This window comes from Chroococcidiopsis sp. [FACHB-1243] (assembly GCF_014696895.1).
Taxonomy (GTDB): Bacteria; Cyanobacteriota; Cyanobacteriia; order Cyanobacteriales; family Chroococcidiopsidaceae; genus Chroococcidiopsis.
On record NZ_JACJQX010000006.1, the window covers coordinates 152760 to 176229 of the forward strand.

At 44.7% G+C, this 23470-nt stretch carries 27 protein-coding genes; 6 read left to right on the forward strand and 21 right to left on the reverse strand.

The window, feature by feature from the left end:
• Positions 1-32: 32 nt before the first annotated feature.
• The gene (locus H6G17_RS06645; RefSeq protein ID WP_192155382.1) at positions 33-1319 is read left to right on the forward strand and encodes an aminopeptidase P N-terminal domain-containing protein; all 1287 of its coding nucleotides are present in this window, start codon (positions 33-35) and stop codon (positions 1317-1319) included.
• A gap of 138 nt (positions 1320-1457) precedes the next feature.
• A complete protein-coding gene (gene pyrR, locus H6G17_RS06650; RefSeq protein ID WP_015155429.1) occupies positions 1458-1994 on the forward strand; it encodes a bifunctional pyr operon transcriptional regulator/uracil phosphoribosyltransferase PyrR in 537 nt (178 codons plus the stop codon).
• A 10-nt stretch (positions 1995-2004) separates the two neighbouring features.
• On the opposite strand, the gene H6G17_RS06655 is transcribed toward pyrR, so the two are convergent.
• The gene (locus tag H6G17_RS06655) at positions 2005-2571 is read right to left on the reverse strand and encodes a hypothetical protein (protein WP_192155384.1); all 567 of its coding nucleotides are present in this window, start codon (positions 2569-2571) and stop codon (positions 2005-2007) included.
• A 201-nt stretch (positions 2572-2772) separates the two neighbouring features.
• Between H6G17_RS06655 and H6G17_RS06660 the strand changes: the two genes are divergently transcribed.
• Positions 2773-3735 (forward strand): hypothetical protein, encoded by a 963-nt coding sequence (locus H6G17_RS06660; protein ID WP_192155386.1) that lies wholly within the window; start codon positions 2773-2775, stop codon positions 3733-3735.
• Positions 3736-3793: 58 nt separating this feature from the next.
• Here H6G17_RS06660 and H6G17_RS06665 read toward each other — a convergent pair whose 3' ends face one another.
• The 3 genes from H6G17_RS06665 to rplU all read right to left on the reverse strand — a co-directional run bounded on the left by H6G17_RS06665 (position 3794) and on the right by rplU (position 5757).
• Positions 3794-4759, reverse strand: coding sequence for an XdhC/CoxI family protein (locus H6G17_RS06665; RefSeq protein ID WP_192155388.1), 966 nt, complete (start codon positions 4757-4759; stop codon positions 3794-3796).
• 206 nt (positions 4760-4965) lie between these two features.
• Positions 4966-5253, reverse strand: coding sequence for a 50S ribosomal protein L27 (gene rpmA, locus H6G17_RS06670; protein ID WP_192155390.1), 288 nt, complete (start codon positions 5251-5253; stop codon positions 4966-4968).
• Positions 5254-5349: 96 nt separating this feature from the next.
• Positions 5350-5757 (reverse strand): 50S ribosomal protein L21, encoded by a 408-nt coding sequence (rplU, locus tag H6G17_RS06675; protein WP_192155392.1) that lies wholly within the window; start codon positions 5755-5757, stop codon positions 5350-5352.
• Between the two features lie 188 nt (positions 5758-5945).
• Between rplU and H6G17_RS06680 the strand changes: the two genes are divergently transcribed.
• Positions 5946-6818, forward strand: coding sequence for an NAD(P)-dependent oxidoreductase (locus H6G17_RS06680; RefSeq protein ID WP_192155394.1), 873 nt, complete (start codon positions 5946-5948; stop codon positions 6816-6818).
• Positions 6819-6830: 12 nt separating this feature from the next.
• On the opposite strand, the gene H6G17_RS06685 is transcribed toward H6G17_RS06680, so the two are convergent.
• The 17 genes from H6G17_RS06685 to H6G17_RS06765 all read right to left on the reverse strand — a co-directional run bounded on the left by H6G17_RS06685 (position 6831) and on the right by H6G17_RS06765 (position 20703).
• Complete coding sequence (locus H6G17_RS06685) at positions 6831-7313, reverse strand: hypothetical protein (RefSeq protein WP_192155396.1); 483 nt, start codon at positions 7311-7313, stop codon at positions 6831-6833.
• 228 nt (positions 7314-7541) lie between these two features.
• Entirely contained in the window at positions 7542-8303 is a 762-nt protein-coding gene (locus H6G17_RS06690) for a phycobilisome rod-core linker polypeptide (RefSeq protein WP_192155398.1), read from the reverse strand.
• A gap of 220 nt (positions 8304-8523) precedes the next feature.
• Entirely contained in the window at positions 8524-9267 is a 744-nt protein-coding gene (locus H6G17_RS06695; RefSeq protein ID WP_192155506.1) for a phycobilisome rod-core linker polypeptide, read from the reverse strand.
• A gap of 85 nt (positions 9268-9352) precedes the next feature.
• The gene (locus tag H6G17_RS06700; protein WP_192155400.1) at positions 9353-10192 is read right to left on the reverse strand and encodes a phycobilisome rod-core linker polypeptide; all 840 of its coding nucleotides are present in this window, start codon (positions 10190-10192) and stop codon (positions 9353-9355) included.
• A gap of 83 nt (positions 10193-10275) precedes the next feature.
• Positions 10276-10914, reverse strand: coding sequence for a HEAT repeat domain-containing protein (locus tag H6G17_RS06705; RefSeq protein WP_192155402.1), 639 nt, complete (start codon positions 10912-10914; stop codon positions 10276-10278).
• Between the two features lie 81 nt (positions 10915-10995).
• Positions 10996-11814, reverse strand: a complete 819-nt coding sequence (locus tag H6G17_RS06710; protein ID WP_192155404.1) for a HEAT repeat domain-containing protein — start codon at positions 11812-11814, stop codon at positions 10996-10998.
• Positions 11815-11830: 16 nt separating this feature from the next.
• Positions 11831-12070, reverse strand: a complete 240-nt coding sequence (locus H6G17_RS06715; RefSeq protein ID WP_192155406.1) for a phycobilisome linker polypeptide — start codon at positions 12068-12070, stop codon at positions 11831-11833.
• Positions 12071-12126: 56 nt separating this feature from the next.
• Positions 12127-12450 carry a phycobilisome linker polypeptide gene (locus H6G17_RS06720; RefSeq protein ID WP_106546525.1) on the reverse strand — a complete coding sequence of 108 codons (324 nt, stop codon included), beginning with the start codon at positions 12448-12450 and terminating at the stop codon, positions 12127-12129.
• Between the two features lie 98 nt (positions 12451-12548).
• Positions 12549-13427 carry a phycobilisome linker polypeptide gene (locus H6G17_RS06725; RefSeq protein WP_192155408.1) on the reverse strand — a complete coding sequence of 293 codons (879 nt, stop codon included), beginning with the start codon at positions 13425-13427 and terminating at the stop codon, positions 12549-12551.
• Between the two features lie 151 nt (positions 13428-13578).
• Complete coding sequence (gene cpcA / locus H6G17_RS06730) at positions 13579-14067, reverse strand: phycocyanin subunit alpha (protein ID WP_192155410.1); 489 nt, start codon at positions 14065-14067, stop codon at positions 13579-13581.
• Positions 14068-14160: 93 nt separating this feature from the next.
• Positions 14161-14679: a phycocyanin subunit beta gene (locus H6G17_RS06735; protein WP_015155410.1), complete on the reverse strand. Its 519-nt coding sequence runs from the start codon at positions 14677-14679 to the stop codon at positions 14161-14163.
• Positions 14680-15346: 667 nt separating this feature from the next.
• Positions 15347-15979 (reverse strand): HEAT repeat domain-containing protein, encoded by a 633-nt coding sequence (locus H6G17_RS06740; protein WP_192155412.1) that lies wholly within the window; start codon positions 15977-15979, stop codon positions 15347-15349.
• Positions 15980-16224: 245 nt separating this feature from the next.
• Complete coding sequence (locus H6G17_RS06745) at positions 16225-16989, reverse strand: HEAT repeat domain-containing protein (RefSeq protein ID WP_192155414.1); 765 nt, start codon at positions 16987-16989, stop codon at positions 16225-16227.
• Positions 16990-17051: 62 nt separating this feature from the next.
• Positions 17052-17894: a phycobilisome linker polypeptide gene (locus H6G17_RS06750; protein ID WP_192155416.1), complete on the reverse strand. Its 843-nt coding sequence runs from the start codon at positions 17892-17894 to the stop codon at positions 17052-17054.
• 135 nt (positions 17895-18029) lie between these two features.
• Positions 18030-18518: a phycocyanin alpha subunit gene (locus H6G17_RS06755; RefSeq protein WP_192155418.1), complete on the reverse strand. Its 489-nt coding sequence runs from the start codon at positions 18516-18518 to the stop codon at positions 18030-18032.
• 137 nt (positions 18519-18655) lie between these two features.
• The gene (locus H6G17_RS06760) at positions 18656-19174 is read right to left on the reverse strand and encodes a phycocyanin/phycoerythrocyanin subunit beta (RefSeq protein ID WP_192155420.1); all 519 of its coding nucleotides are present in this window, start codon (positions 19172-19174) and stop codon (positions 18656-18658) included.
• 593 nt (positions 19175-19767) lie between these two features.
• Positions 19768-20703 carry an RluA family pseudouridine synthase gene (locus H6G17_RS06765; protein WP_192155422.1) on the reverse strand — a complete coding sequence of 312 codons (936 nt, stop codon included), beginning with the start codon at positions 20701-20703 and terminating at the stop codon, positions 19768-19770.
• 209 nt (positions 20704-20912) lie between these two features.
• Here H6G17_RS06765 and H6G17_RS06770 point away from each other — a divergent pair, with 209 nt between their 5' ends.
• Together H6G17_RS06770 and H6G17_RS06775 are read left to right on the forward strand one after the other, a co-directional pair.
• Entirely contained in the window at positions 20913-22490 is a 1578-nt protein-coding gene (locus H6G17_RS06770; RefSeq protein WP_192155423.1) for a calcium-binding protein, read from the forward strand.
• A 565-nt stretch (positions 22491-23055) separates the two neighbouring features.
• Positions 23056-23430, forward strand: coding sequence for a hypothetical protein (locus tag H6G17_RS06775; RefSeq protein ID WP_039717020.1), 375 nt, complete (start codon positions 23056-23058; stop codon positions 23428-23430).
• Positions 23431-23470: the final 40 nt, after the last annotated feature.

The window sequence follows — 23470 nt, forward strand, 5'->3', positions numbered from 1 at the left end:
AATACTGATAAAAGCCTACAGATCGAGCAGCTATGCAAGCAGAGTACAGCCAGCGTCGCGAACAGTTAATGGCTAAGATTGGCAACGGCACGGCAATTTTTCGCAGTGCGCCAATGGCAGTCATGCACAACGATGTAGAATATAACTTTCGCCAAGATAGCGACTTCTTTTATTTGACAGGGTTTGACGAACCAGAAGCCGTGGCTGTCTTAGCACCCCACCATGCCGAATACCGCTTTATTTTATTTGTCCGCCCCAAAGAAAGAGAAAAAGAAGTCTGGACGGGCTATCGTTGCGGCGTAGAAGGGGCAAAAGAAATCTATGGGGCAGACGAAGCTTATCCGATTGCCGAACTTGATGAAAAGCTGCCGCAGTATTTAGAAAAAGCGGACAAAATCTATTATCGTCTGGGACGCGATCGCAATTTTAACGAAAAAGTTCTGTACCACTGGCAGCGCCTCATGGCAACTTATCCCAAACGCGGTACGGGACCGATTGCAATTGAAGATGCTGGCGTAATTTTACACAGCATGAGACTAGTAAAAAGTCAAGCAGAATTAGAATTGATGCGACAAGCTGCTGCTATTTCTGTTGAGGCACACAATTACGCCCAAGAAATCGCTAGCCCAGGACGTTACGAGTACGAAATTCAAGCGGAAATGGAACGAATCTTTCGCTTGCGGGGTGGGACGGGTGTAGCCTATCCTTCAATTGTGGCTTCGGGAGACAATGCTTGCATTCTGCACTACATCGAAAATACGCGCCAGATGCAGGATGGCGACTTGCTATTAATTGATGCAGCCTGCGCCTACGGTTATTACAACTCCGATATTACCCGTACCTTTCCCGTGAATGGCAAGTTTACAGGCGAACAGAAAGCCTTGTACGACATTGTACTAGAAGCACAAAAACAAGCGATCGCCCAAGTTCAACCAGGCAATCCCTACAGCGCCTTTCACGATACCGCCGTCCGCGTCCTCACCGAAGGTCTAGTCGAACTCGGCATCCTGCAAGGGCAAATCGACGATTTAATCAAAGAAGAAAAATACAAACTCTTCTACATGCACCGTACCGGACATTGGCTAGGGTTAGACGTTCACGATGTCGGTGTTTATCAACATGGTGACTCCCCCCAAATTTTACAACCAGGACAAGTACTGACAGTAGAACCAGGACTTTACATCGTACCGCAGACTCAACCCGCCGAAGGACAACCCGCGATCGATCCGCGTTGGGAAGGAATCGGCATTCGGATTGAAGATGATGTCCTCGTCACCGAAAACGGACACGAAATCTTAACCGCAGGAGTACCCAAGTAACAGTTATCAGTTATCAATTTTCGTAGGGGCGGGTTTAGCAAAAAATCGATCGCTAAAACAATAAATCTGCGCCCAAAACCCGCCCGTACATGGGTCAGCAGTAATTCCGAATTTTCCCTCGTTCCCCTTGTCCCCAATATGTCTCCAAAAGTCGTTGAGATACTCTCAGCCGATGAACTCCGGCGAACAGTTAACCGCCTTGCTTCCCAAATTGTGGAAAGATGTCGCGACCTTTCCCAGTTGGTTATTTTAGGCATCCACACTAAAGGCGTTCCCTTGGCGCAAATCTTAGCCAGCCAAATTGAAATGCTAGAAGGTGTTTCTGTTCATGTGGGGGCGTTAGATATTACTTTCTATCGGGACGATTTAGACAAAATCGGAGTACGAACACCAGCTAAGAGTGACATTCCGCTAGATTTAACTGGCAAAATAGTCTTATTAGTAGATGATGTCATTTACAAAGGGCGGACGATTCGCGCCGCCCTTAATGCTGTGAACGAGTATGGTAGACCAGAATCGATTTGGTTAGCGGTACTTGTCGATCGCGGTCATCGTGAATTGCCAATTCATCCAGATTTTATCGGCAAACAGCTACCCACGGCAAAAGACGAACAAGTCAAGGTATTTTTGCAAGATTTGGATGGCAGAGATGCGGTAGAGTTAATTGGAAATTAGAACAATAGCATTACCAACGGCTGGAAGTGACTTCAGCCTGGACGCGACAGCGAACGAGATATTCAAAATGATATAGGTAAGCGGCGATAATAGTCCGCCCGATAACTGGTGCTGAAAATAAATGTTTCGGATCGTCCCAAGCAGACAACATCAACAAGTATTTAATTAGAGAATTTTCTGAAGAATCGTAGGGAAATATTGCAATAATAATTGCTATAGCCAAGATTGTAGATACTGCGATCGCTAACCAAGCAAATAGCCCTTCCCACCAACTCATTAAATCAGGAAAAAAGCTATCGCTCTCCTCTGATGTAGCAGATTGAGTATCGGGGAAAAAGCGATCTAATAAGAGGTGGAGCCAATGATGGATGAAGGCAATAATTAGAATTGGTGCGAGCAAAGATAAAACGGACAAACACCAACTCATCTTAGTAGATAAATGTTCGCCAATAAATCGAATTAAGGGAATGCTAGTTTGTTTAATAATTAGCGTGACGACTCCCATCAACAGTGTTAGTAGAATTGCACTCATCCAAGCACCTGTAGCAGGAAACCAAGTAATAGAGTTCTTTTTCATAAATAGAAAACCATAGATACGCAAACGGTAATTATTTCGATAATCCGTGCGATCGCGCTAAATTTGCTTCCGTGAGAATACCAGATATTTAAATCTGTATTTTCACTGTTGGAAATATATCTTCATAAAGCATATATTTTTGTAGAGAGTGGTGCGTGACACACGACCATCAATTACCAATTATCAATTAACCAAAAACATATGAAAAAACTATTATTATACAGTTCTATTTGTTGTCTAGTTACTGCTTCGGGATTAACGGTAAATGCAGAAACCCTATCCCTAGTTAAGCAACAAGCAAAAACTCAAATAGCAGCTGCTACGGCAAAGCCTCAAGTAGAACTATTAGAAGCAGGAAATGAACCACGACAAGAACTACGCTTTCGTCCACAGGTAAATGCAAAACAAACATCTACTATGACCTTTCAAATGGATACAGATGTATCTATGGCAGGTCAAACAATGCCGAAAGTCGATCTACCACCGATAACAGTTGCTATAGATACAGTAGTAACAAAAGTCGAACCTAACGGTAACATTCACTTTAAATCGTCTTACTCTAATGTAAATGTGATGAATTCTAGCAGCTTGCCATCGCAGGTATTGGAAGCAATGCGATCGCAAATGAAAAAGATGGTTGGCACGAGTGGATCTTTCATAATTGATAATCGCGGACAAATTCAAACTGCTAAATTTGCGTCATCTCAGAAGTCAGATGCAAACTTACAACAATTCTCAGAACAGATGTCAAACTCTACCAACCAAATGTCTTCACCTTTACCTCAAGAAGCTATTGGTATCGGAGCCAAATGGCGCGTCACAACTAAACCTGCTCTTTTGGGAATGAGCGTTCAGCAAACAATAACATATGAGTTAGTCAATCTAAAAGATAATATAGTAACTCTAAATTTATGGTTTGAGCAGCACGCTAACCCACAAAAATTAACTTTACCAGGGATACCAAATGGAGCTACTGTAACTCTAAAATCGCTTGAATCCAAAGGTGATGGACGATTGATGATGCAGCTCGATCGCCCTTTTCCGCTGCGTGCTAATCTGATTGCGAACTCTAAAAATGAAATGAGTATTCAGCAGGCTGGTAAGGCAGGTGAAGCAATTAGAAACGGCAAATTTTACATGAAACTTAATCTGATGTCGAAGTAACACTATCTGATAATGAAGGCGCTAAATTTAGCATCAGGCGAATTATATTCGCCCAAGCTTAGCTTAACTGCGATAAAGGGCGACCCGTACCACCTCGACGTACTAAAATTAATTCGGCGCAGACACTTACAGCAATTTCTTCTGGTGTCAGCGCCCCAATATCTAAACCTATCGGTGCATAGAGCGATCGCAATTTATTTGCAGCAATACCCTCTGTTTCTAGTGCTTGAATCACCTGACGTACCCGCTTTTCACTGCCGATCGTACCAATATATTTACACTCAGGATTTCGAGCTAACAAAACTTTTAAAGCTGCTAAATCGTACTGAAAACCCCGCGTTACCAGTGCTGCATAAAGTTGTGTATGAGTTGATAGTTGTGCCACAACTGAGGCGATCGCTTGGTTATAAATCGCGGTTGCTTGGGGATAGCGTTCTCTATTTGCCCACTCTGGGCGATCGTCTTGAATAATAACTTGAAATCCAATTGTATGAGCGACTTTTGCTAATTGTTCTCCTACGTGTCCCGCCCCGACAATTAGTAAAGTTGGTGGCGGTTGTAGAGTTTCAATAAAAGCTTCTTCGGCGGCAATTAAATTATTTTCTGATAATAAATATGGCGATTTGTCAAGGGTAAAAGGAGTGACAAGAGTAGCTGTCTGCCCTGACTGGAGTAAACTGAGAATTCGATCGACAAGAGCGATCGCCTCTTGACCCGACCACCTTTCCAACCAAATTTGCATGATTCCGCCGCAAATTCCTTGAGTTTGCCGTTGTATTGCACCAGTCAGATCGATCTCTACTAGTTGCTTTTCACCTGTTTCCAGCACTGTCATGGCTTGGTGAATGACTTTTGCCTCACCCGCACCTCCACCGATGGTATTGTAGGTACGACCGTCAGCACAGATAATCATCTTGGCTCCTACTTCTCTGGGAACCGAGCCTTTAATGGCGATCGCGGTTGCTAGTACGACTGCTCCTTTTTCTAATGCTTGAGCGAGTTGCTGGTAGCAATTGATAGTCATTTTTACTCTGCAAACATTTCGGCAAGGGTATCCAAAACAGCTTTTTGTTCGGTGGAATTAATTTGACCGAGTTTTTTGACCAATTGAGCTGAAACACATTGCTACTAAATAAGGCTACTGCACGTAGCCAGTAGCCTTAATAACTCTTAGTCCGCGCAGGCGGACTTTACCTGTGTAGATGCGAATTCGATTCGCCCCTAATATATCTACGCCATAGCTGCTACAGGTTCAGCCGCAGTTGCAGGAGCATATACGCTCACCTTCTTGCGGCTTTTACCCTTTCTTTCAAAAGTCACCACGCCATCAATCAGGGCAAACAATGTATCATCGCTACCGATGCCAACATTGTTACCAGGGTGAAACTTCGTTCCCCGTTGCCTTACTAAAATATTACCTGCCCGCACAACTTGACCGCCGAAACGCTTAACACCTAACCGTTGGGCATTCGAGTCGCGACCGTTGCGAGTACTACCTGTTCCTTTTTTATGAGCCATTGTGTCCTCTGCGCTATTTTTTCTATCTCTACTTCATTATTGCGAGCCAAGCGCGATCTACCCAAGGTTTGAGAATATGGCGATCGCGCCCTGATCTTATTCTGATGCAGTTTCCTCTGCGGTTTCAGCAGGTGCTTGACTAGCTGAAGTCTCAGTCGTATCCTCTGCTTGAGCTGTCAGCTTGGAACCGTTGAGGTTAATCGAGTCAATCATCAGTCTGGTGATTTCTTGGCGATGTCCCCGCTTCTTGCGCGTCTTTTTCTTGGGTTTCATCTTGTACACCAAGACTTTGCGTCCCCGCAGGTGGCGCACCACCGTTCCTTCTACGGTTGCGCCGTTAATCAGCGGTTGCCCGACTGTAACATTGCCATCGTGCTGCACCAACAAAACTTTTTCAATAGTCACTGTTGCATCAGGTTCGGCAGCCAGGAGTTCGATATCATAAAAACGCCCTGGTTCTACCCTCAGTTGCTTCCCGCCAGTTTCAATAATTGCGTAGGTCATGAGATTGTGATGATTGTGCCGTACAGGTAGCTGCTTGCTCGAATTTAAGAGCAGTTCAGCTTTTGTGTTCGGTCTACCTGATCCGAGCCGGAATTAGACAGACAATCCCTAATTATACGTTTAGATATTCTTGCTTGTCAATAAATTCGGTCATCTGTAGGAACTTACATGTATAGAAGAGCGATCGCATGAAAAAACTTCTAGTTACAGGCGCAAGTGGTTTTTTAGGTTGGCACTTATGTCAGTTGGCAAAACAGCAATGGGATATATATGGTACGTACTTTTCCCATGAAATAGAAATTCCAGGCGTGACGATGCTTAAAATCGATTTGCGGGATTTTCAAGCACTCAAGCATTTATTTCAACAAATTCAACCCTCAGCAGTAATTCATACTGCGGCGCAGTCAAGTCCCAATTATTGCCAAACTCATGCAGAAGAGTCATACGCGATCAATGTTACAACTTCTTTGAATATTGCTGGGTTGTGTGCAGATTACGGCATTCCCTATGTTTTTACTTCTACTGACTTAGTTTTTGATGGTTTAAATGCGCCTTATCGGGAAACAGATCCGGTATCTCCCGTAAATGCTTATGGAGAACAAAAAGTTCAAGCTGAAGGGGGAATTTTAGCACGCTATCCCCTAGCGACAATTTGTCGAATGCCTTTAATGTTTGGCATGGCAACGCCAACAGCTACTAGTTTTATGCAGCCTTTTATGCAAACTCTACAAGATGGAAAAGAGTTAGCATTATTTACGGATGAATTCCGTACCCCTGCTAGTGGTATAACAGCAGCTAAAGGGTTGTTGATGGTGTTAGAAAAGCAGGTTCAAGGTATGATTCATTTAGGTGGAAAAGAGCGGCTATCGCGTTATGATTTTGGTCGGTTATTGGTAGAAGTGTTTCAACTTCCTACGATTGGATTAAAATCGTCTCGTCAGCAAGATGTAAAAATGGCTGCACCTCGACCTGCTGATGTTTCTTTAAATAGTTCTAAAGCTTTTCATTTGGGATATCAGCCGCTTTCTGTAAGAGAAGAGTTAGAAATTATGCGAAGGTAACTCTGTTGCTCGTTATTTCTGTTCTACTAGCTTAGCAATTTCAATTGCTAGAGCATGATATCCAATTTCTTCACAAGCAAAAGCTAACTTGCAAAAAGCGCCATCTCTTCCGTTAAGATTATCTAATGTCATGGCAAGTTGTAAAGCTCGATCTAATAATTCTAATCCTCGATCTTCTATGCCGAGCTTGACATACATACTACCTATCTTACTAAGTTCAGTTACTTTTGTAGAGCAATTGGAGATTGTTTGAGTAGCTTCTAAGGCTTGACTTAAAATTTCCAAACACTTATCTGTTAATTTTATTTCTAGACACGCGATCGCTAACTGATTCAAATAATATGTTTTAGTAGAAATGTCAGAAATTGTTTCAACTTGTTGGAAAGCATCAGCCAACACTTGCAAAGCACTATCTCGCTGTATCGGCTTTGTTTTCCTCCGCAACTTACTAATTAAATACTGAATTCTTTCTTCAATTGTAAAATGGTTCTCCATTTTAGCTTTTCTGAATTGAGCATCTTTGCCCGCCCAAACATGCAAGTTAACTATGAAATATCTTACCAATGACAGATGACTAAAGATCGAGGACAAAAAATTACTGGATCTAATCGCCACTTGACTCAACTCATCACTTACAGCAAAACCGTTAGTTATAAGTAGAATCAGCGTGGAAACTAGACCCAGTGAATTAAATCAAAAATAAAAGCTGAAATTTAATCAACTCTATTTTCTACCACGGGATGGTACTAGACTTAGATAGTCAAGGTCAAAGGCAGAAACGCGCTGAGCGTAATTACCTTTGTTATTAATCGATGCTGCCATATCAGCATACTTGCGAGGATCGCCTTCCCGTAGTTGTCGTTCTTTCGACTTGCGGCTGTAGAACTGATCCAGGGTAAAGCGCCAGTCTGTTTTGACTGTACCAGCAGTTTCGCGGAAATCGTCACCGTAACGAGGGGTAACGAGATTGAAGGGTCTACCTTCCATCCGCTTGCGCTGGAAAGGAACGATGTAATCCCCAAATGCATCGGTGTATTCATCGCTGTCTAGCAAAGCATTTACTAAACCGTAGAATCCTTTCGTACCGATGACAATTGACCAAGCAATTTGTTCTTCTTTATTGTAAGAGGAACGACCTAAGAAACGCTTGAGGCAAATATCTACAAGCCGATAGTTATTATTAACTGAAACTACCATTTCGTAGAATCTTTCCGACTTAGCTAAGCCGCGAATGAAGTCGCGCACGGTAATTGCACGATTCTTCAACTGCGATTCTAGTTGAATTTGGCGGTTGATTCTAAGAGTTTCGTGTTCGCTAAATACCTGACGGTAAGCAGCCCAGATTAACTCTTGAATCTCTGTTGGAGAATTAGCATCTTCCACACGATAGATGTATGGAGTGTCTTCGTTTTGATCCGCAATGCCAAAGCTGCGGACTCTATGATTTTGCGTAGTTGGTTTGTAATTGAGTAACGGCAGTGCCATGAGGGATTCTCCCGTCTAGGTTAATCGCACGATATGAAAACAGATAAATTCAAACTGAATTTATCGATCGCTTTCCATGAATTAGAAAGCTTTTGAAACAAGCAAAGCCTATATACGTAGAGCTTTCTAGCTTATTATCCCACGTAGGGTAGGCAGAATGTTGGTTCGTGAGTAAGTCAATCTGTGGCTGTTAGATTTTCCTACTATTAAACTTTCACAATTACAGCCGCACGGGAAAACTTGCTGAAGGATTGATGGAAACTGGCGTTGTTGATTTTTCCTTCCGTGACGTATCAGGAATGCTTATATTAGCCGTGCTGACTGGCTGGGGTGTTACGGTTCTAATATTCAGCGATCGCGCCATATCAAAGAAGTTGCTAATCGCACCTGATTTATAGCGTTCGGTTTCCTCTTTATCGCGCCAGTAGTCGGCGTAACGTGGTGTTACCAAGTTAAACGGTCTGTCTTTAAACCGTCGCCGCTGGTAGGGTACGGTAGTATCGCCAAAATTCTGCTGGTACTCTTCGCTATCAATTAGTGCATCGACAAAACCACCCCAACCGAGGGTAGCAATTTTAATCGACCAAGCAATTTCTTCGTCTTTGTTGTAAGATGCGCGTCCTAGCAACCGCTTTAGGGCAATATCTACGAGTCGATAGTTCGAGTTTGTTTCTACCACCAAACGGCGGAACGATTCTGACTTAGCTAAACCGCGAATAAAGTCCCGCACGGTGATAGCGCGATTCTTCAGTTGAGATTCTAGCTGTTTTTGGCGATAGAACTTGAGAATTTCGTGTTCGCTAAAAACTTGGCGATACGCAGCCCAAATCAATTCTTGATTATCGCTGGGGTCGATACAATCTTCCAAGCGATAAATCCAAGGGGTATCTTCACTTGGAACTTCGTAACCAGCCACCCGCTGATTTTGCGAACTGGGTTTGTATTCAAGGAGAGGTATTGACATAAAGGATAATTTGGTAGTTGGTAGTTGGTAATTGGTAATTGGTAATTGGTAATTATTTGTTTTCACCTATTACCCATTACCCTTTTTAATTCCTTGGATCGGAGGGAATGTAGTCGTAGGGTAGAGCGACTTTGGTAGGTTTGATTGTAGTTTGGGGCAATGTGTCTTTGCGTGTTGTATCGGGGATCTCCATTGTTGAAATTTGAGAGAGAACCCGATCGCGCGATCGCTGATAGTTGACTTCTGGTATAAAGATACTGCCAGCCATTGCCATGAAGTTAGAGGGAATTGCCTGACGCACCACTTCTTTAGTAACATCCCCAGTCTTGCGGGCGCTGTAGAAGCCACGACCTTGCAAGTTGCGGATGCTTTCGCGATCGCGCCAATCGCCGTTGTAACGGGGGTTTACCAAGTTAAAGGGACGACCTTTATAACGACGGCGTTGATAGGGAATGATATCGTTGCCGAAGTTTTCGCGGTACTCTTCGCTATCGACGATCGCATCGATAAAGCCGTTTAAGCCTTTGGTAGCGATGACAATTGACCAAGCGATTTGCTCTTTTTGGTTATAAGTAGCGCGTCCCAAAAACCGCTTAAAGGAGATATCCACTAAGCGATAGTTAGAATTGGTTTCTCCAACTAACTCGCGGTAGACATCCGATTTACCCAGACCGCGAATAAAATCCCGCGCGGTGATAGCGCGGTTACGGAGTTGTGATTCGAGAAAAGGCTGGCGATAGCTTTCAATAATCAGGTGTTCGCTGAAGATTTGGCGATAACCTGCCCAGACAATTTCATCGATATCCGATGCCGAGGAAGTATCTGTTAAGCGATAGCCAATCGGCGTATCTTCGCTAGGAACTTCGTAACCCTCAACCCGCTGATTTTGGCTGGAGGGTTTGACTTCAAGTAATGGTATTGACATTTTTCAGTTATCAGTTGACAGTTGTTGGTTGTCGTAGGAGCGATTTTTTTGAACAAGCTGTACTAGAACAAATAATTCTGCGGTTAAACCCGCCCGTACCGATCTGCGGAAACGCCGAGCGCGAGTTGGGCGCGGGCGCGGACTGCTGAATCGGGATCGGACTCAATAATTTGCATTAAATGAGGCTGAATTTTTGCTTGTAGGTCTGATAGTTGTAGCAAACCATGCAAGCCCACCACAGCCGCGTAACGAATCGACCAGTCGGAGTCTTGAGAGACTGAGAGTAAGGTTTCTAGGGCTTGGTGTTGTGCTGCCGTGCGCTCGGCTGGAGTGGCGATCGCTTGCCAACGCATATTGCCCAGACCTTTGGCTGCTGCCCTGCGGACGCTGGGAGCAAAGTCTGTCGCTGCTGCTGTCGCCAATACTTCTAAAGCAAGAGGGTCGGCGATCGCAGCAATAGCGCGAATGCTATAAGCCCGCGCCCCGTAGTTATAGCCATCCAATTTATCAATTAATGGCTGTACTGCTTTCGCACCCAATTGCGTTAACCCCTCTACCGCTGCTACTGCGGCAACTGGATTGTTGTAACCCAGTACGGCAATTAAAGTTGCAATCCCCGCCTCATCTTTTGCTGCTGCCAGCGATCGCACCGCCGCCACCAAGCTTTCGGGCGAATCTGCCCGATCTACGGCTTGAATGAGGTTTTGGGTCGAGTTGGTCATTGTGAGGGAGTAGGAAGTAGGGAGTAGGGAGTAGGGAAGAACATTACGTTTTATCATCCTTCACCCTTCATCGTTCATCCTTTACAACAGCGAATCCATCAGACTCATCAAATGGATGGCTGGATCGGAAAGTTGAGTAGGCTGGGTTTGCAGTTGCGACTCTAGGAGTCCTTTGAGGGAGAGGAGTTTGAAGCTATTTTCCGCCCTACAGGAGGCGATCGCTGCGGCTGCACCGACGTAACCAATTGCCCCTAGATCTGATAAAACGACCCGTCGCAATTTCAGGTCGTCGCTGTTCAACCCAGCTACTAAGCGCTGTCCGTAGCTATCTTCTTGAGTCAACTGATACATTGCCCGCAGTGCCGCATATTGGATTTTGGGACTCGGATGCTCTGTAAATGGCTGAATCAGAGGGATGGCTGCTTTGGCTTGTAGCGCTCCCAAAGCTTCGAGAACGCTATCGTAGGGCTGGGTGAGATGGGGTCTACCTGGTACGTCAACGGCAGCATTAACGCCGCCATCTAACAGTTGCACTAAAGCGGGGATAGCAGATGGATCGCCTAACATTGCTAAAGATTGGGCTGCGGCTTCTCTGACGTAGAAATCGTCGCAGTCCAAACAGCAAATAAGCCCTGGGACTGCTCGCCGATCGCTCAGCTTGCCCAAGGCTCTTGCTGCATTACGGCGCAGGGGATAACCGCCTAATTCCGTCCGGTCGGCTTCATCTTCTAAAGCAGCGATCAAAGCATCAACGGCGGCTGGTTCTCGAACGCGAAATTTGCCCAACCACCAAGCTGCGTAATAACGCAAGCTCAGATCTGGCGATCGCAAGTTGGCGATCGCTTGTTCCACCGTTAATCCTGTTGCTGCTACCTCTAGTTCTTCCGCCCTAGACTCCATTGCGTCAAACCTATGCCTACTTCACAGTCGATAGTGGTTCGATCTTGATGATTTTGCCACCCAAGCGAGTAATTCGCTGCATTTCTTCATTCATCCGGCTGTAAGGAACGGTGACGAAGATGCTACCGCTACGACGGATCTCGTAATTATTTTTGTCAGTTTCGTTGTTTTGCCGCAAGCCTACGACTTCATAACGAAACATCCGGCTAGAGGCGGAGGAAACTCCGTTTGCACCAACAGTTGTTTGACCGAACATTGCTTCTATATCTCCTATAACCGTAAGCTATTCAGTTAAGTGCAGATCTCCGATCTTTATTTATCGGCTTTTGTCGCCTTGCTTTTGCCTTCGGCTTTGACATTTTGATGAGCTGCGGTAGCATCGCTTTTAGCTTTACCGTCGCCATCAAAAGTTACGGGTGCAATGCTCACGATTCTGCCCCCCATGCGGTGAATCCGCTGCATTTCTTCATTCATGCGGTTGTAGGGAACCGTAACCACAAAACTACCACTACTGCGAATGGGATAGCTCAATTGGTCAGATTCGTAAGTCTGACGCATCCCCTCAACTTCATAGCGAAATATGCGATTTTCGGCGTTACTGAGCCTACCACTGCCAAGTGAGGTTTGACCAAACATAGTTTAAGAGGCGCTAATTAAATATGTTGTTTGTCATTTGTCATTTGTCATTAGTTGATTGTTGGAACGAATGACGAATGACGAATGACCAGTGACGACTAAGCTGGATTCACGCTGACGATTCTGCCACCCTTTTTGGTGATTTCCTGTAGCTTCTGCGATAACCGCTCGTAGGGAACCATAATCGCAGTGCTGCTCCGGCGCACTTTAGGATAACCTGGTTGCAATAGTCCCGTGACTTCGATCCGGTAGACTCGTCCGCTTGCTTCTTGCGTCCCGCCGATCGCTTTTTTGGGAGCTGAATCTTTAGGAATTGCCGCACCAAAATTCCAGCGCGTACCGCTAGACGGTTGAACGATGGTCGAAGATTGGTTGCGACCAATTTCTCCCATGAGGCGGGGGGATTTGCCTCCAATCGAACCGCGATCGCTTGTAGCGTAACCGCGATAGAGGCGGAACATCCGGCTAAAGCCTACTGTTCTCGATCCTGGTTCGACGGAAAATCCACGATAGTACGGTACGACGTTGTTACCAAAGTTGTTGTCGTACTCAACGCTATCTAAGTAAGAGTCGATCTCGGCATCGTATCCCACATCTTCACAAAGCTCTGTATGATAGGCTAGTTCTGCCTCATCGTAAGGAGGGCGACCCAACAAATGCTTAAAATTGAGTTCGACAAAGCGTTGGTTGGAATTGGGATAGAAAAACTTGTTTTTGTATAAATCTGACTTGGCAACAGCGCGGACAAAATCTTTGACAGTAAAGTTTCCTTGCCGTAGTAAAGATTCAGCTGAGGTCGGGCGTTCTGCCTTCATCACGTAATCGTTACCTAAAACTTGACGATACACGGCTCGGATGACCGATTGCAATTCGTCCTCTGTCCAATCTGGTCGTAGTTCGACTCTGGATGAGGCATCAAATGCAGAAATCCCCAGCCGTCCTGCTGCTGCTAAAATATCTGCTGGTAAAACGCTCATACACCGCTCTCCCGAAGCAACTAATCTTAAAGTGGGTTTGCTGACTATTGGTTTTCTGAACAAATGCGAAAAACAATGCCCAGAGCTAGGTGCAACTGCTAGTTCTCTCGATCCAGCACTTGCACCCCTCTCTGGGCAAGCTTGACGCTCTCTAGCTTAGAGCGTTGATGGCGTAGTCGAGGTAGGTGTTAGCTTCGTTAGCAGCTTGTCCAGACAGACCGTGGTTGGATTTGATGTGCTTGAGAGCTTCAACGTACCAGCTAGGAGACAAATCAAAGGAACGGTTGATTTCGTCTAAACCAGCGATTAGGTACTCATCCATTGGACCTGTACCACCAGCTACTAAGCAGTATGTAACCATCCGCAGGTAGTGACCGACATCGCGAGCGCACTTGGATTTACCGCGTGAGTCAGCAGCGTACTGAGGTCCTTGCATTTGGGTGGTGTAAGGAAACTTGCTGTATACAGCTTGAGCAGCACCGTCAACGAGTTGTTGAGCTTTGCTGGTCAGAGCGCGAGCAGCTTCCATGCTAGCAGCAGCGCGATCGAAACGACCGTTGATTGCTTGTAGCTCGGTGTTGCTTAAGAAACGCCCTTGGGTATCGGCAGCGCCAATTGCTTCAGTAATCGGTGTTTTCATTGTTTGACAATCTCTATTATTGCAGTTGGTTAATTTAGGTCAGGTACGAGCAGTCAGCTTTTAGCTAGTCATTGCTAATTGCTAACAACTTATCTAAGCAACAGCAGCAGCAGCGCGATCGAAGTAGCTAGCAACTTCAGACATCAACTGGCTGCAATCGCCTTGGGTGATACCGTTGGGATCGTTAGCAATCTTGACAGCAGCTTCCTTCATCTTTTGAACGCCTACAGCTACGGAAGAACCAGGAGTTCCCAAAGCTTGGTAGGTTTCGCGCAGTCCGTTCAAGCAGCGATCGTCGAGTACGCTTGCATCACCTGCCATTACAGCGTAGGTTACGTAGCGCAGAATGATTTCCATGTCGCGCAAGCAAGCAGCCATGCGACGGTTGGTGTAAGCATTACCACCAGGAGCGATCAACTGGGGTTGCTCTTCAAACAAAGCGCGAGCAGCGTTTGTAACGATGGTGGAAGCGTTGCTGGTGATGCGGTTTACGGTATCCAGGCGCTTGTTGCCATCTCTTACTAGACCGGAAAGAGCGTCAAATTGCTCGGTGCTCAGGAACTCGCCTCTGGAGTCAGCTTGAGCAACAACCTTTGCAAATGCGTCTAACATGAACTAATTTCTCCTACTTGCGAAAGTTGAGCGCAGTTTTTTGATTAAAATTGGCGGTGTTTTATCAAGTTTGGAATGAATCACAACAAACACGAGCCGCGTCCTCGGTTAAGCTGGTTTTTATTTCCTCTACCAACGATTGTTATGTTGTCGTCAGAATTATGAGAAAAACTTCTACTTTTATGAGAAAATATCCAACTTGTTTTTTTCCTGAGTTTTGCTGAACTTCTGTCTGTTATCGATCCCTCCAGGTTATGTTTATACAACGCCATAAGTGCATTATTTATTACGAATTGTTAAGCTTAACGTGATTCCGTCAATAAAAGCTCCAAATCCTTTACATATAAGAGATTTCACGGTTAATTTTTGTGATTTTCTTTAAAAAACTTAGTAGTATTTATACTTATTGCTTGGTATAAATATGTTTTTATATTTTCTTAATATTTTCTTGATGTAAGTAAAAAGAGCAAATACAGAGTTTTTAAATCTTTATAGTTATGAAATAAATGTAAATAAATATGAATAGTTTGCTGATAAATATTACCGATAATTACGAAAATCTGGGTAATGGGTAGTTGGTAGTTGACAAGAGAGTGGTGCATGAAAAGAGGCAAGAGGCGAGAGGCTTGTGACTTATAATTGCTCCCTCAGCTGCCTTAGCTCTCTTCTAGCCCCCCGCCAGAGCCATGCGGATGCGGATTTGAACTACACGGTCTGATTCTTGAGTTAAGGCTTGTTGCAAGACAGCGATCGCCTCCTGCGTACCTATTTCTGCTAAGGATAAGGCAGCAGCGTAACGCAGCGCCCAATCTTCGGGTGATACCAATGCCCAACTCAGCTTATCTACAGCACGGTGAATTATCTGAGCATCGATCGCCGTACTCCCAATTTTTCCCAACCCTCTAGCAGCAATGCGCCGGACATTTCCCTGACAGTGGTTTGCTACGGATACCCCGACGACTTCTTCTAAAATAGCGATCGCTTGACAATCACCAATTTGAGCTAAAGCTTGAATGATGTGTGCTTGTACCCCTTGGTCTGTAGCCGTGTAGTAGGTGGAAATTAGGGCTTCTAACGACAGAGAAGCCAACTGAATGAGTTGAGAGGTAGCAACTGCTCTTACACCTGGATGATGATGGCTTAATGCCTCGATGAGAGGGGGAATCGCATCGGGGGTACGATAAGCGGCGATCGCCTCTGCTGGAGTCGAGCTAGTACGTAACTGTTCGATAAGCTTTTCTAATGAATCGCTGACTTGCACGGAAGCACATTCGGGTTGACCAACATCAAATTGAGTCATTTTAATTTTTGTACGGGCGGGTTCACCTAAAATCTTTGTCGGAGTCAGAGTTATTTGGTGAACCCGCCCCTACGAATGCATTATTGTTGACTGCTCGCTTCTGACATGGTGTACGGGCGGTTTTAATAAATAAATCGACAACTTTAGCTACAAATCTTTGGTCAAAACCCGCTTCTACATTTGTACGGGCGGGTTTAGCCGATAAATGACAACTTTAGCTGAAAATTTTGGGTCAAAACCCGCCCCTACAGTTGAATTAACAAATCATCGATCGCATTGAACAGCAACCCAGAATCAGACGGGATTGTATCTCCCACATCAGCGTTTAACCTAGCTTCTAGAATCTGCTTTAAATTCAACAGCTTCAAATTGTTGGGAACCCTAGCCGCAATAATTGCCTGGATAACCTCTTGACTTTGAGCGATCGCACCCAAATCGAAAATTGCTGCCCAGCGTAAATAAACATTGTCGTGGTTGAGAGTTTTGATAATACGTTCTATGTAGTGCGATTTGCGGGTTAATAAATACATATACCGCGCTGCCGCACACTGCACCCGTTCTGAGGGATGCTGTAGACAAGGCTCGATCTGCGGACGAGCCGACCATACTTGCAAGGTTCCCAAAGCTTCAATTAAAGCCTCATCTGGCTGCTGTTGAGAATGTAACAAATCGAGCAAAGGGTTAATTGCACGTCGATCGCCAATAGCAGCTAAAGCTTGAATGACTGCTTCTCGCAGTTGTAGATCTTCCTGACAGCTTAGTGCTTCAATTAGAGCTGGCACGGCTTGAGAATTTTTCAATTGTCCTAATGCTCTAGCTGCCTGACGACGCAAGGGATATCCCCCTGTTTCCAACCGATAGCGATCGTCAAATAGTGCTTCACACAGCGCCGCACAAGCCGACTGTACTTGATGCTTTCCCAACCACCAAGCAGCATAGTAGCGAATTTGATTATCTTCTCCTGCCAAAGCTGCGATCGCGGCTTCTGGGGTCAAAATTGGTTTGTTCATTCGGATTAAATCTTAAATAGTAGGGGCGCACAGCCGTGCGCCCCTACTGTTATTTTCCAAATCTACACAGGCGTAATTCTGACGATCTTGCCACCAGTTTTATGAATTTCCTGGTAAGTGGCTGACAGCCGTTCAAACGGTACATTGTATACTTGTACGCTACGGCGCACGGGTACTCTACTGCCAACTGTACCTGCTATGGCTTCAATGACAAACATCCGACTGTCACCTTGAGCGGGAGAAACTCCCAACGTTCCAGCCGATCTGGAGCCAAAAGACAAGCCAGAGGGCGATGAAGGTGGTGTAATCCAGTTAGTTTGATTGCGAGATATTTGGGTTCTCAAGCGAGCATTACGCCGCCCGTATTGCGAGTTATCGCTACTAGCCGCACCGCGATACAAAGCAAACATCCGAGGAAAGCCTACAGTCTTTTGACCGAGTTGAGATTGAAACCCGCGATGGAAAGGTACAACCCAATCGCCAAAAGCTGCATCGTATTCGGGACTATCTATGTAAGAATCAATATCTGCATCCAAGCCTTTTGAGGCATACAAATCTGTGTGGTAGGCAATTTCTGATTGGTCGTAGGGTGCGCGTCCCAATAAATGCTTGTAGTTTAATTCGATAAAACGCCCCTGAGAATTATTGTGGAAAAAGCATTCTCTGTAAAACTCAGATTTTGCTAAAGTTCGCACGAATTGCCGCACTGTCGTTTTGCCATTGCGCAACAGCGATTCAGCGCTAGCAAACCTTTGGCTAGCATAGACTCCTTGTCGCCCGAAAACTTGCTCGTAAGCAGCCCGAAAGACTCTTTGTAAATCGTCTTCAGTCCAATTTTGCCGCAGCTCGACTTTTCCATCGGCGATCGCATCATTGACGAACTGAGCTATAACTGTTCCACTCATCTTTTATTCCCTTGCTTTTGCTGATTACTAACAATTAATTGGTAATTGATAATTGGTGTTGAGAATTGGAAACATTCCATTACCCATTACCTATTACCCATTACCAATTAGGCAAAAATTTATGTTGATGTTGTTTTAGCTCAAAGCGTTGATCGCGTAGTTGAGATAAGTATTAGCTTCGCCAGCAGGATCGCCAGACAAACCATGATTGTCACGGACGAATTCTAGTGCAGCAATATACCAACTAGGAGACAAACCGAGGGCGCTGTTGAATTCTTTCAATCCAGCGACAACATATTCATCTAGGGGACCAGTACCACCGACAACGCAGCAATAGCTAATGGTGCGAAGATAGTGATCGATATCGCGCACGCACTTTGATTTACCTTCGGGAGTGGAAGCGTATTGAGAACCCTGCATTTGAGTCGTGTAGGGAAACTTTTGATAAACGTGATTGGCAGCTGCTTCTGCCCATTTTTTCCCATTATTAGCAAAAGCTTTGGCTGCTTCTATACCAGCTTGAGCGCGATTGAAACGACCGAAAATTGCTTGCATTTCGGTATTACTAACATACGAACCACGAGCATCAGCAGCAGCGATCGCTTCAGTTAAAGGTGTCTTCATTTGTGAATTCTCTCCAAATTAATTAGTAAGTAATGAGTGATGAGTCGTGAGCCGTGAGTCGTGAAAAGAATTAATTGTAGATTCTGAATTCTTCTTTTCTTCTGACTCCTGACTCCTGGCTCCTGGCTCCTGATAAATTAAGCAACTGCACCAGCAGCGCGATCGAAGTAGCCAGATACTTCAGACATTAATTGGCTGCAATCGCCGCGAGTAATACCTTTGGGGTCATTGGCAATTGAAATTGCCGCATCTTTCATCTTTTTAATTCCCGAAGCGACTGCATCACCAGGAGTACCTAAAGCTTGGTAGGTTTCCCGCAGTCCGTTCAAGCAGCGATCGTCCATGACGCTAGCATCTCCAGCTAAAATGGAGTAGGTAACGTAGCGTAAAATAAAGCCTAAATCGCGGATGCAAGCAGCTTGATTGCGATTATGGAAACAAGCACCACCAGGGTTAAATACTTCTGGTCTTTCGGCTACTAATGCGCGATAGGAATTCGCCACAATTGTAGAAGCGTTGCTCGTCAAACGATTAACTACATCTAAACGCTTGTTGCTATCAGATACCATCGCCTGAAGTCCGTTCAGTTCATCACCACTCAGGTAAGAACCCTTGCGATCGGCTTGTTCGACTACGCGAGAAAAAGCGTCAAGCATGTTTTCAATTCTCCTAAATTTTCTTGCTTCTATTTCTATTGGTGTTATCGCGCAGGAAAGCACAAATAAAACTTTGTCTCAGCCACAATATTTCTCTACGCCAACAATAAGCTAATACGATAAATATCGCTACTTGGCTATAAAGTTTTCTGAGAAATATCGCTAGAAGCGAAAGTTTTATTTGCTATGAATTCCTCGTAAGTTTTTTATACAATGCGCTCGATCGCCAATTGGTTAAATAATATTAAACTGTGTAAAAATGCATGGAAAGCTAACAAATTGATTTGCTCAAATAGCTTTCAGTTATCCGAAATGAAAATCAAGTTACACAACTTAATTGTTTCTGTCAAAACTTTATGTAATTTGGCTAGACAATTTTACAGAGTAATGCCTTGTCTTATTTAACTTTGAGAGTATTAATACTTATCGGTGTCCAGCTCAAAATTGTTGCATTTTGTAAATAAAAGTTAAGAAATCGTAGAAATATTTTTCAGTTTTTTCACTCTCATGAGAGATGGCGATCGCGAGAAAACATATCTGTAGGGGCGTACAGCTGTACGCCCCTGCAATCAATGCATAAATTATGTTTTTGCCTAACGAGAAGCCACCATTCTCCGCCGTAAGACTTCCAAAAGCGTGTTAAATTCTGCTGGAGGTGCTGCTGTCACCTCGATCGCCTCTCCAGTTACTGGGTGTTGTAGCGTGAGTCGCCAAGCGTGTAAGGCTTGCCCAGAAAGATTTACACCAACAGAACGCCCAGACCCATAAATCGGATCGCCCACGATGGGATGACCGATATGGGCGCTATGGACGCGAATTTGATGAGTGCGCCCAGTTTCTAATTGAAAATGAACTAAAGTATAGTTTCCTAAGCGTTCTTTAACTTGCCAGTGGGTGATCGCTGCCCGTCCTCCCTTTTCTACAGGGACGATCGCCATTTTCTTGCGGTCGGTAAGGTGGCGACCGATGGGCAAATCTACAGTGCCATTGGGCGATCGCGGCGCACCGTAAATAATACCCAAGTACTCGCGGCGGGCGGTTTTTGCCTTGAGTTGTGCTTGTAGGTGTTGTTGGGCAAGGTCAGTTTTGGCGATCGCGATCGCTCCTGTTGTATCTTTATCCAAGCGATGGACGATGCCAGGGCGTTGCACTCCGCCTATGCCTGGTAAGTTGGGACAGTGAGCAAGTAAAGCATTAACTAAAGTACCATCAGCATGACCTGGGGCGGGATGAACGACTAACCCCGCAGGTTTGTTAATTATGAGTAGCGAATCATCTTCGTACAGGATATCGAGAGGAATTGCTTCGGGTTTGAGTTCTAAAGGCTGAACGGCAGGAATTTCGATCCGAATGCGATCGCCTGTTTTCACCTCTGTTTTTTTTGCCGTGCAAACTGAATCGTTAACCTGGACGCAGCCTTGTTCGATCAACTGTTGCAGGCGCGATCGCGACAATTGTGTGAGTTGTTGGGCAAGGTAACGGTCTAGGCGATCGTTACTGGCTGTTACCTGTAAATGAATTTCTGTCACGCTGACTCTAAATCGATTCCTCTGCACTTCGCATTGTTAATTTTATCTAAGTCGCCCTTCATTCATCTTTGAGCCAAGCAAGAGTGCAGGTTCGATTGTTAGAAAAGATACGGAGTATCAATTACTTTTTATCACAAAGGTTCATCTTTCTCCGAAAGACAGCACTATAACAGATTTAATTTTGCATCGATGGATACAGAAATAGCTATATGGCGATTTTTAGAGGCACGATAAATAACGACACATTAACTGGCACTGTAGGCGACGACCAAATCTACGGTTTAGCTGGGGATGACACTTTGCAAGGTAGTTCGGGCAACGATCGCCTCTACGGTGAAGACGGAAATGATTACCTCTATGGCGACAAAGGTAGCGATCGCATATTCGGTGGGAACGGTGACGACCATCTTCAAGGGGGTGACGGTGACGACTACATCGAAGGAGGTGAGGGTAGCGACTATACAGAGGGTGGTAACGGCAACGACTATTTAGTCGGAGGGAATGAGAGTGAAGCCTTATGGGGAGACTCTGGAAACGACAAAGTTTTCGGTCAGAGTGGCAACGACTACATTCATGGAGGTGATGGCGAAGATTATTTAGAAGGCGGAGATGGTAGCGACGAGGTTTCAGGCGATAGCGGTAACGACAAGCTTTATGGCAATATCGGCAATGATTTTCTAGATGGTGGCGGCGATCGCGATATCTTAGAAGGCGGCGATGGTAAAGACCACCTAGTAGGAGGTGGAGGCAAAGACACACTATATGGTGGGGCTAGCGATGACTTTCTCATTGGCGGTTATGATTCCGTCATTGGCTTTGGCGGGAACGACTATATTGGTGGCAAAAACGACATCGATTTGTTATTTGGCGGTGCTGGAAAAGACACTTTTGGGATCGGTTATAGTAACGACGATGGTAATCCAACCACAGACGGCAGACGAGATTATAGTTTAATCAAAGATTTTAATTCCCTAGAAGATACGATCCGGCTGAATGGCGCTAGAAGTAACTATATTCTGAAACCATCTCCTCAAGGTTTACCTCAAGGTACGGCAATTTATTTTGACAAACCGGGCAGTCAACCAGACGAACTGCTGGCAATTGTCGAAAATAAATCGGGATTAAAACTGAGCGATCGCTACTTTACTACCACTGCTGAGGACAATTTCTACGGCACTGTGCAAGACGATTATTTTGACGCTGGGGTAGGAAATGATTACGTCAGAGCATTTGACGGTAACGATATATTATTAGGTGGCGATAATGATGATTTCATTGTTGGCGACAAAGGCAACGATATCCTCTTAGGTGGTAATGGTAATGATTCACTTTTAGGAACAACTCCATTTAGCCCGATGGATTCAGATTTCGTCAGTGGCGGTCGTCCCAATCCGCAAGTTCTGGGCAAAGGGCAGATAGACACTCTTACAGGTGGTGCAGGTAAAGATAACTTTTGGCTGGGCGAGTCATTAAGCGGTAAGTATTATTCTTCCTATCGCTACTACGACGATGACAGCGCTTCAACTGTTGGCAACAATGACTATGCGTTAATTACAGACTTTCACTTTCAAGAGGACAGGATTACACTGATCGGACAACCGACTGACTATCTGCTAAAAGCAACCTCTGGCAGTTTACCCACAGGTACGGGGATATATATCAACAAACCTGGAAACGAACCAGATGAACTGATCGGCATTGTTAAGGATATATTGCCAACAAAGCTAAATTTGAGCAATTCCTACTTTTTCTACACTAATCCCGAACCCATCTCTGTTCCAATTTAAGACACGAGTAGGTCAGTTATCAGGGAATTGTCGGGGCGAGTTTAGCGAGTATATTCGCGGCTGGCGATCGCAAATTTTTGTCTAAATCTCGCCTGTGGTGAGAAATGTTGAATTTTGAATTTTGATAGCGGGTTTCAATTGGGTAAAACAGACGATCTGTAGGGGCGCACGGCTGTGCGCCCCTACAGATGTCACGTCAACGCGATTTTCTTCGATCGCTAATGAAAGTAACTAAATTGGATTGAATACTTTATTCTTAATTATAACACAAAATCGCAATCAATTGCTTCATGATATACAATTTACTGATGCCATGAGCAACTATTTTAGAGATGTATTTAAAGTGAAGATTTTCTAGCAAGGCGCAAGAAAATTTTGCTATGTAGAAAGCTGTCAAGATTTAACCGGAACGGTTTTTCTACCTTTCAATCCAATTCAGAAATGCTAAAATAAAGAGGAAAGCAGCAGGTTAATTAGCATCAAGATTGACTCCAATAAATCGCTGCTAATAGCTTAATTTCACTTGCTTTTTCGTGAAAAAATTTGAGTTGGTCGAAGATCGATCGTGGTAACGCAACTGAATCACTACCCAGCCGCGATCGCCCAAGCAGCCCAGAGAGTAAACGAACTGGACTCGCAAATTATGGCAGTTCAACAGCTAATTAGCCGTGAAGAAGGAAACGCCGATCGGCTATCGGCATTCGATGTAGACTTAAAAAACGACACTCAACGTAAGGCACGTCGCTTTGAAGTGCTGCTAACTCACCAAGAATATCAAACGGCAGTCAATACACTCATGCGGCTGACGGCTGATAAAGCTAATGCGATCGCGCACTTAGAATATTTACGCAATCAATTTAGTGTTGCCAAATTAGAAGCAAGACTAGAAATTGCCAAACAACTCACTGATTTTGAGTCGCGAGAATTAGTAGGTTTGTAAGAACAGTTATCAGTTATCAGTTATCATCACAAATAATCCA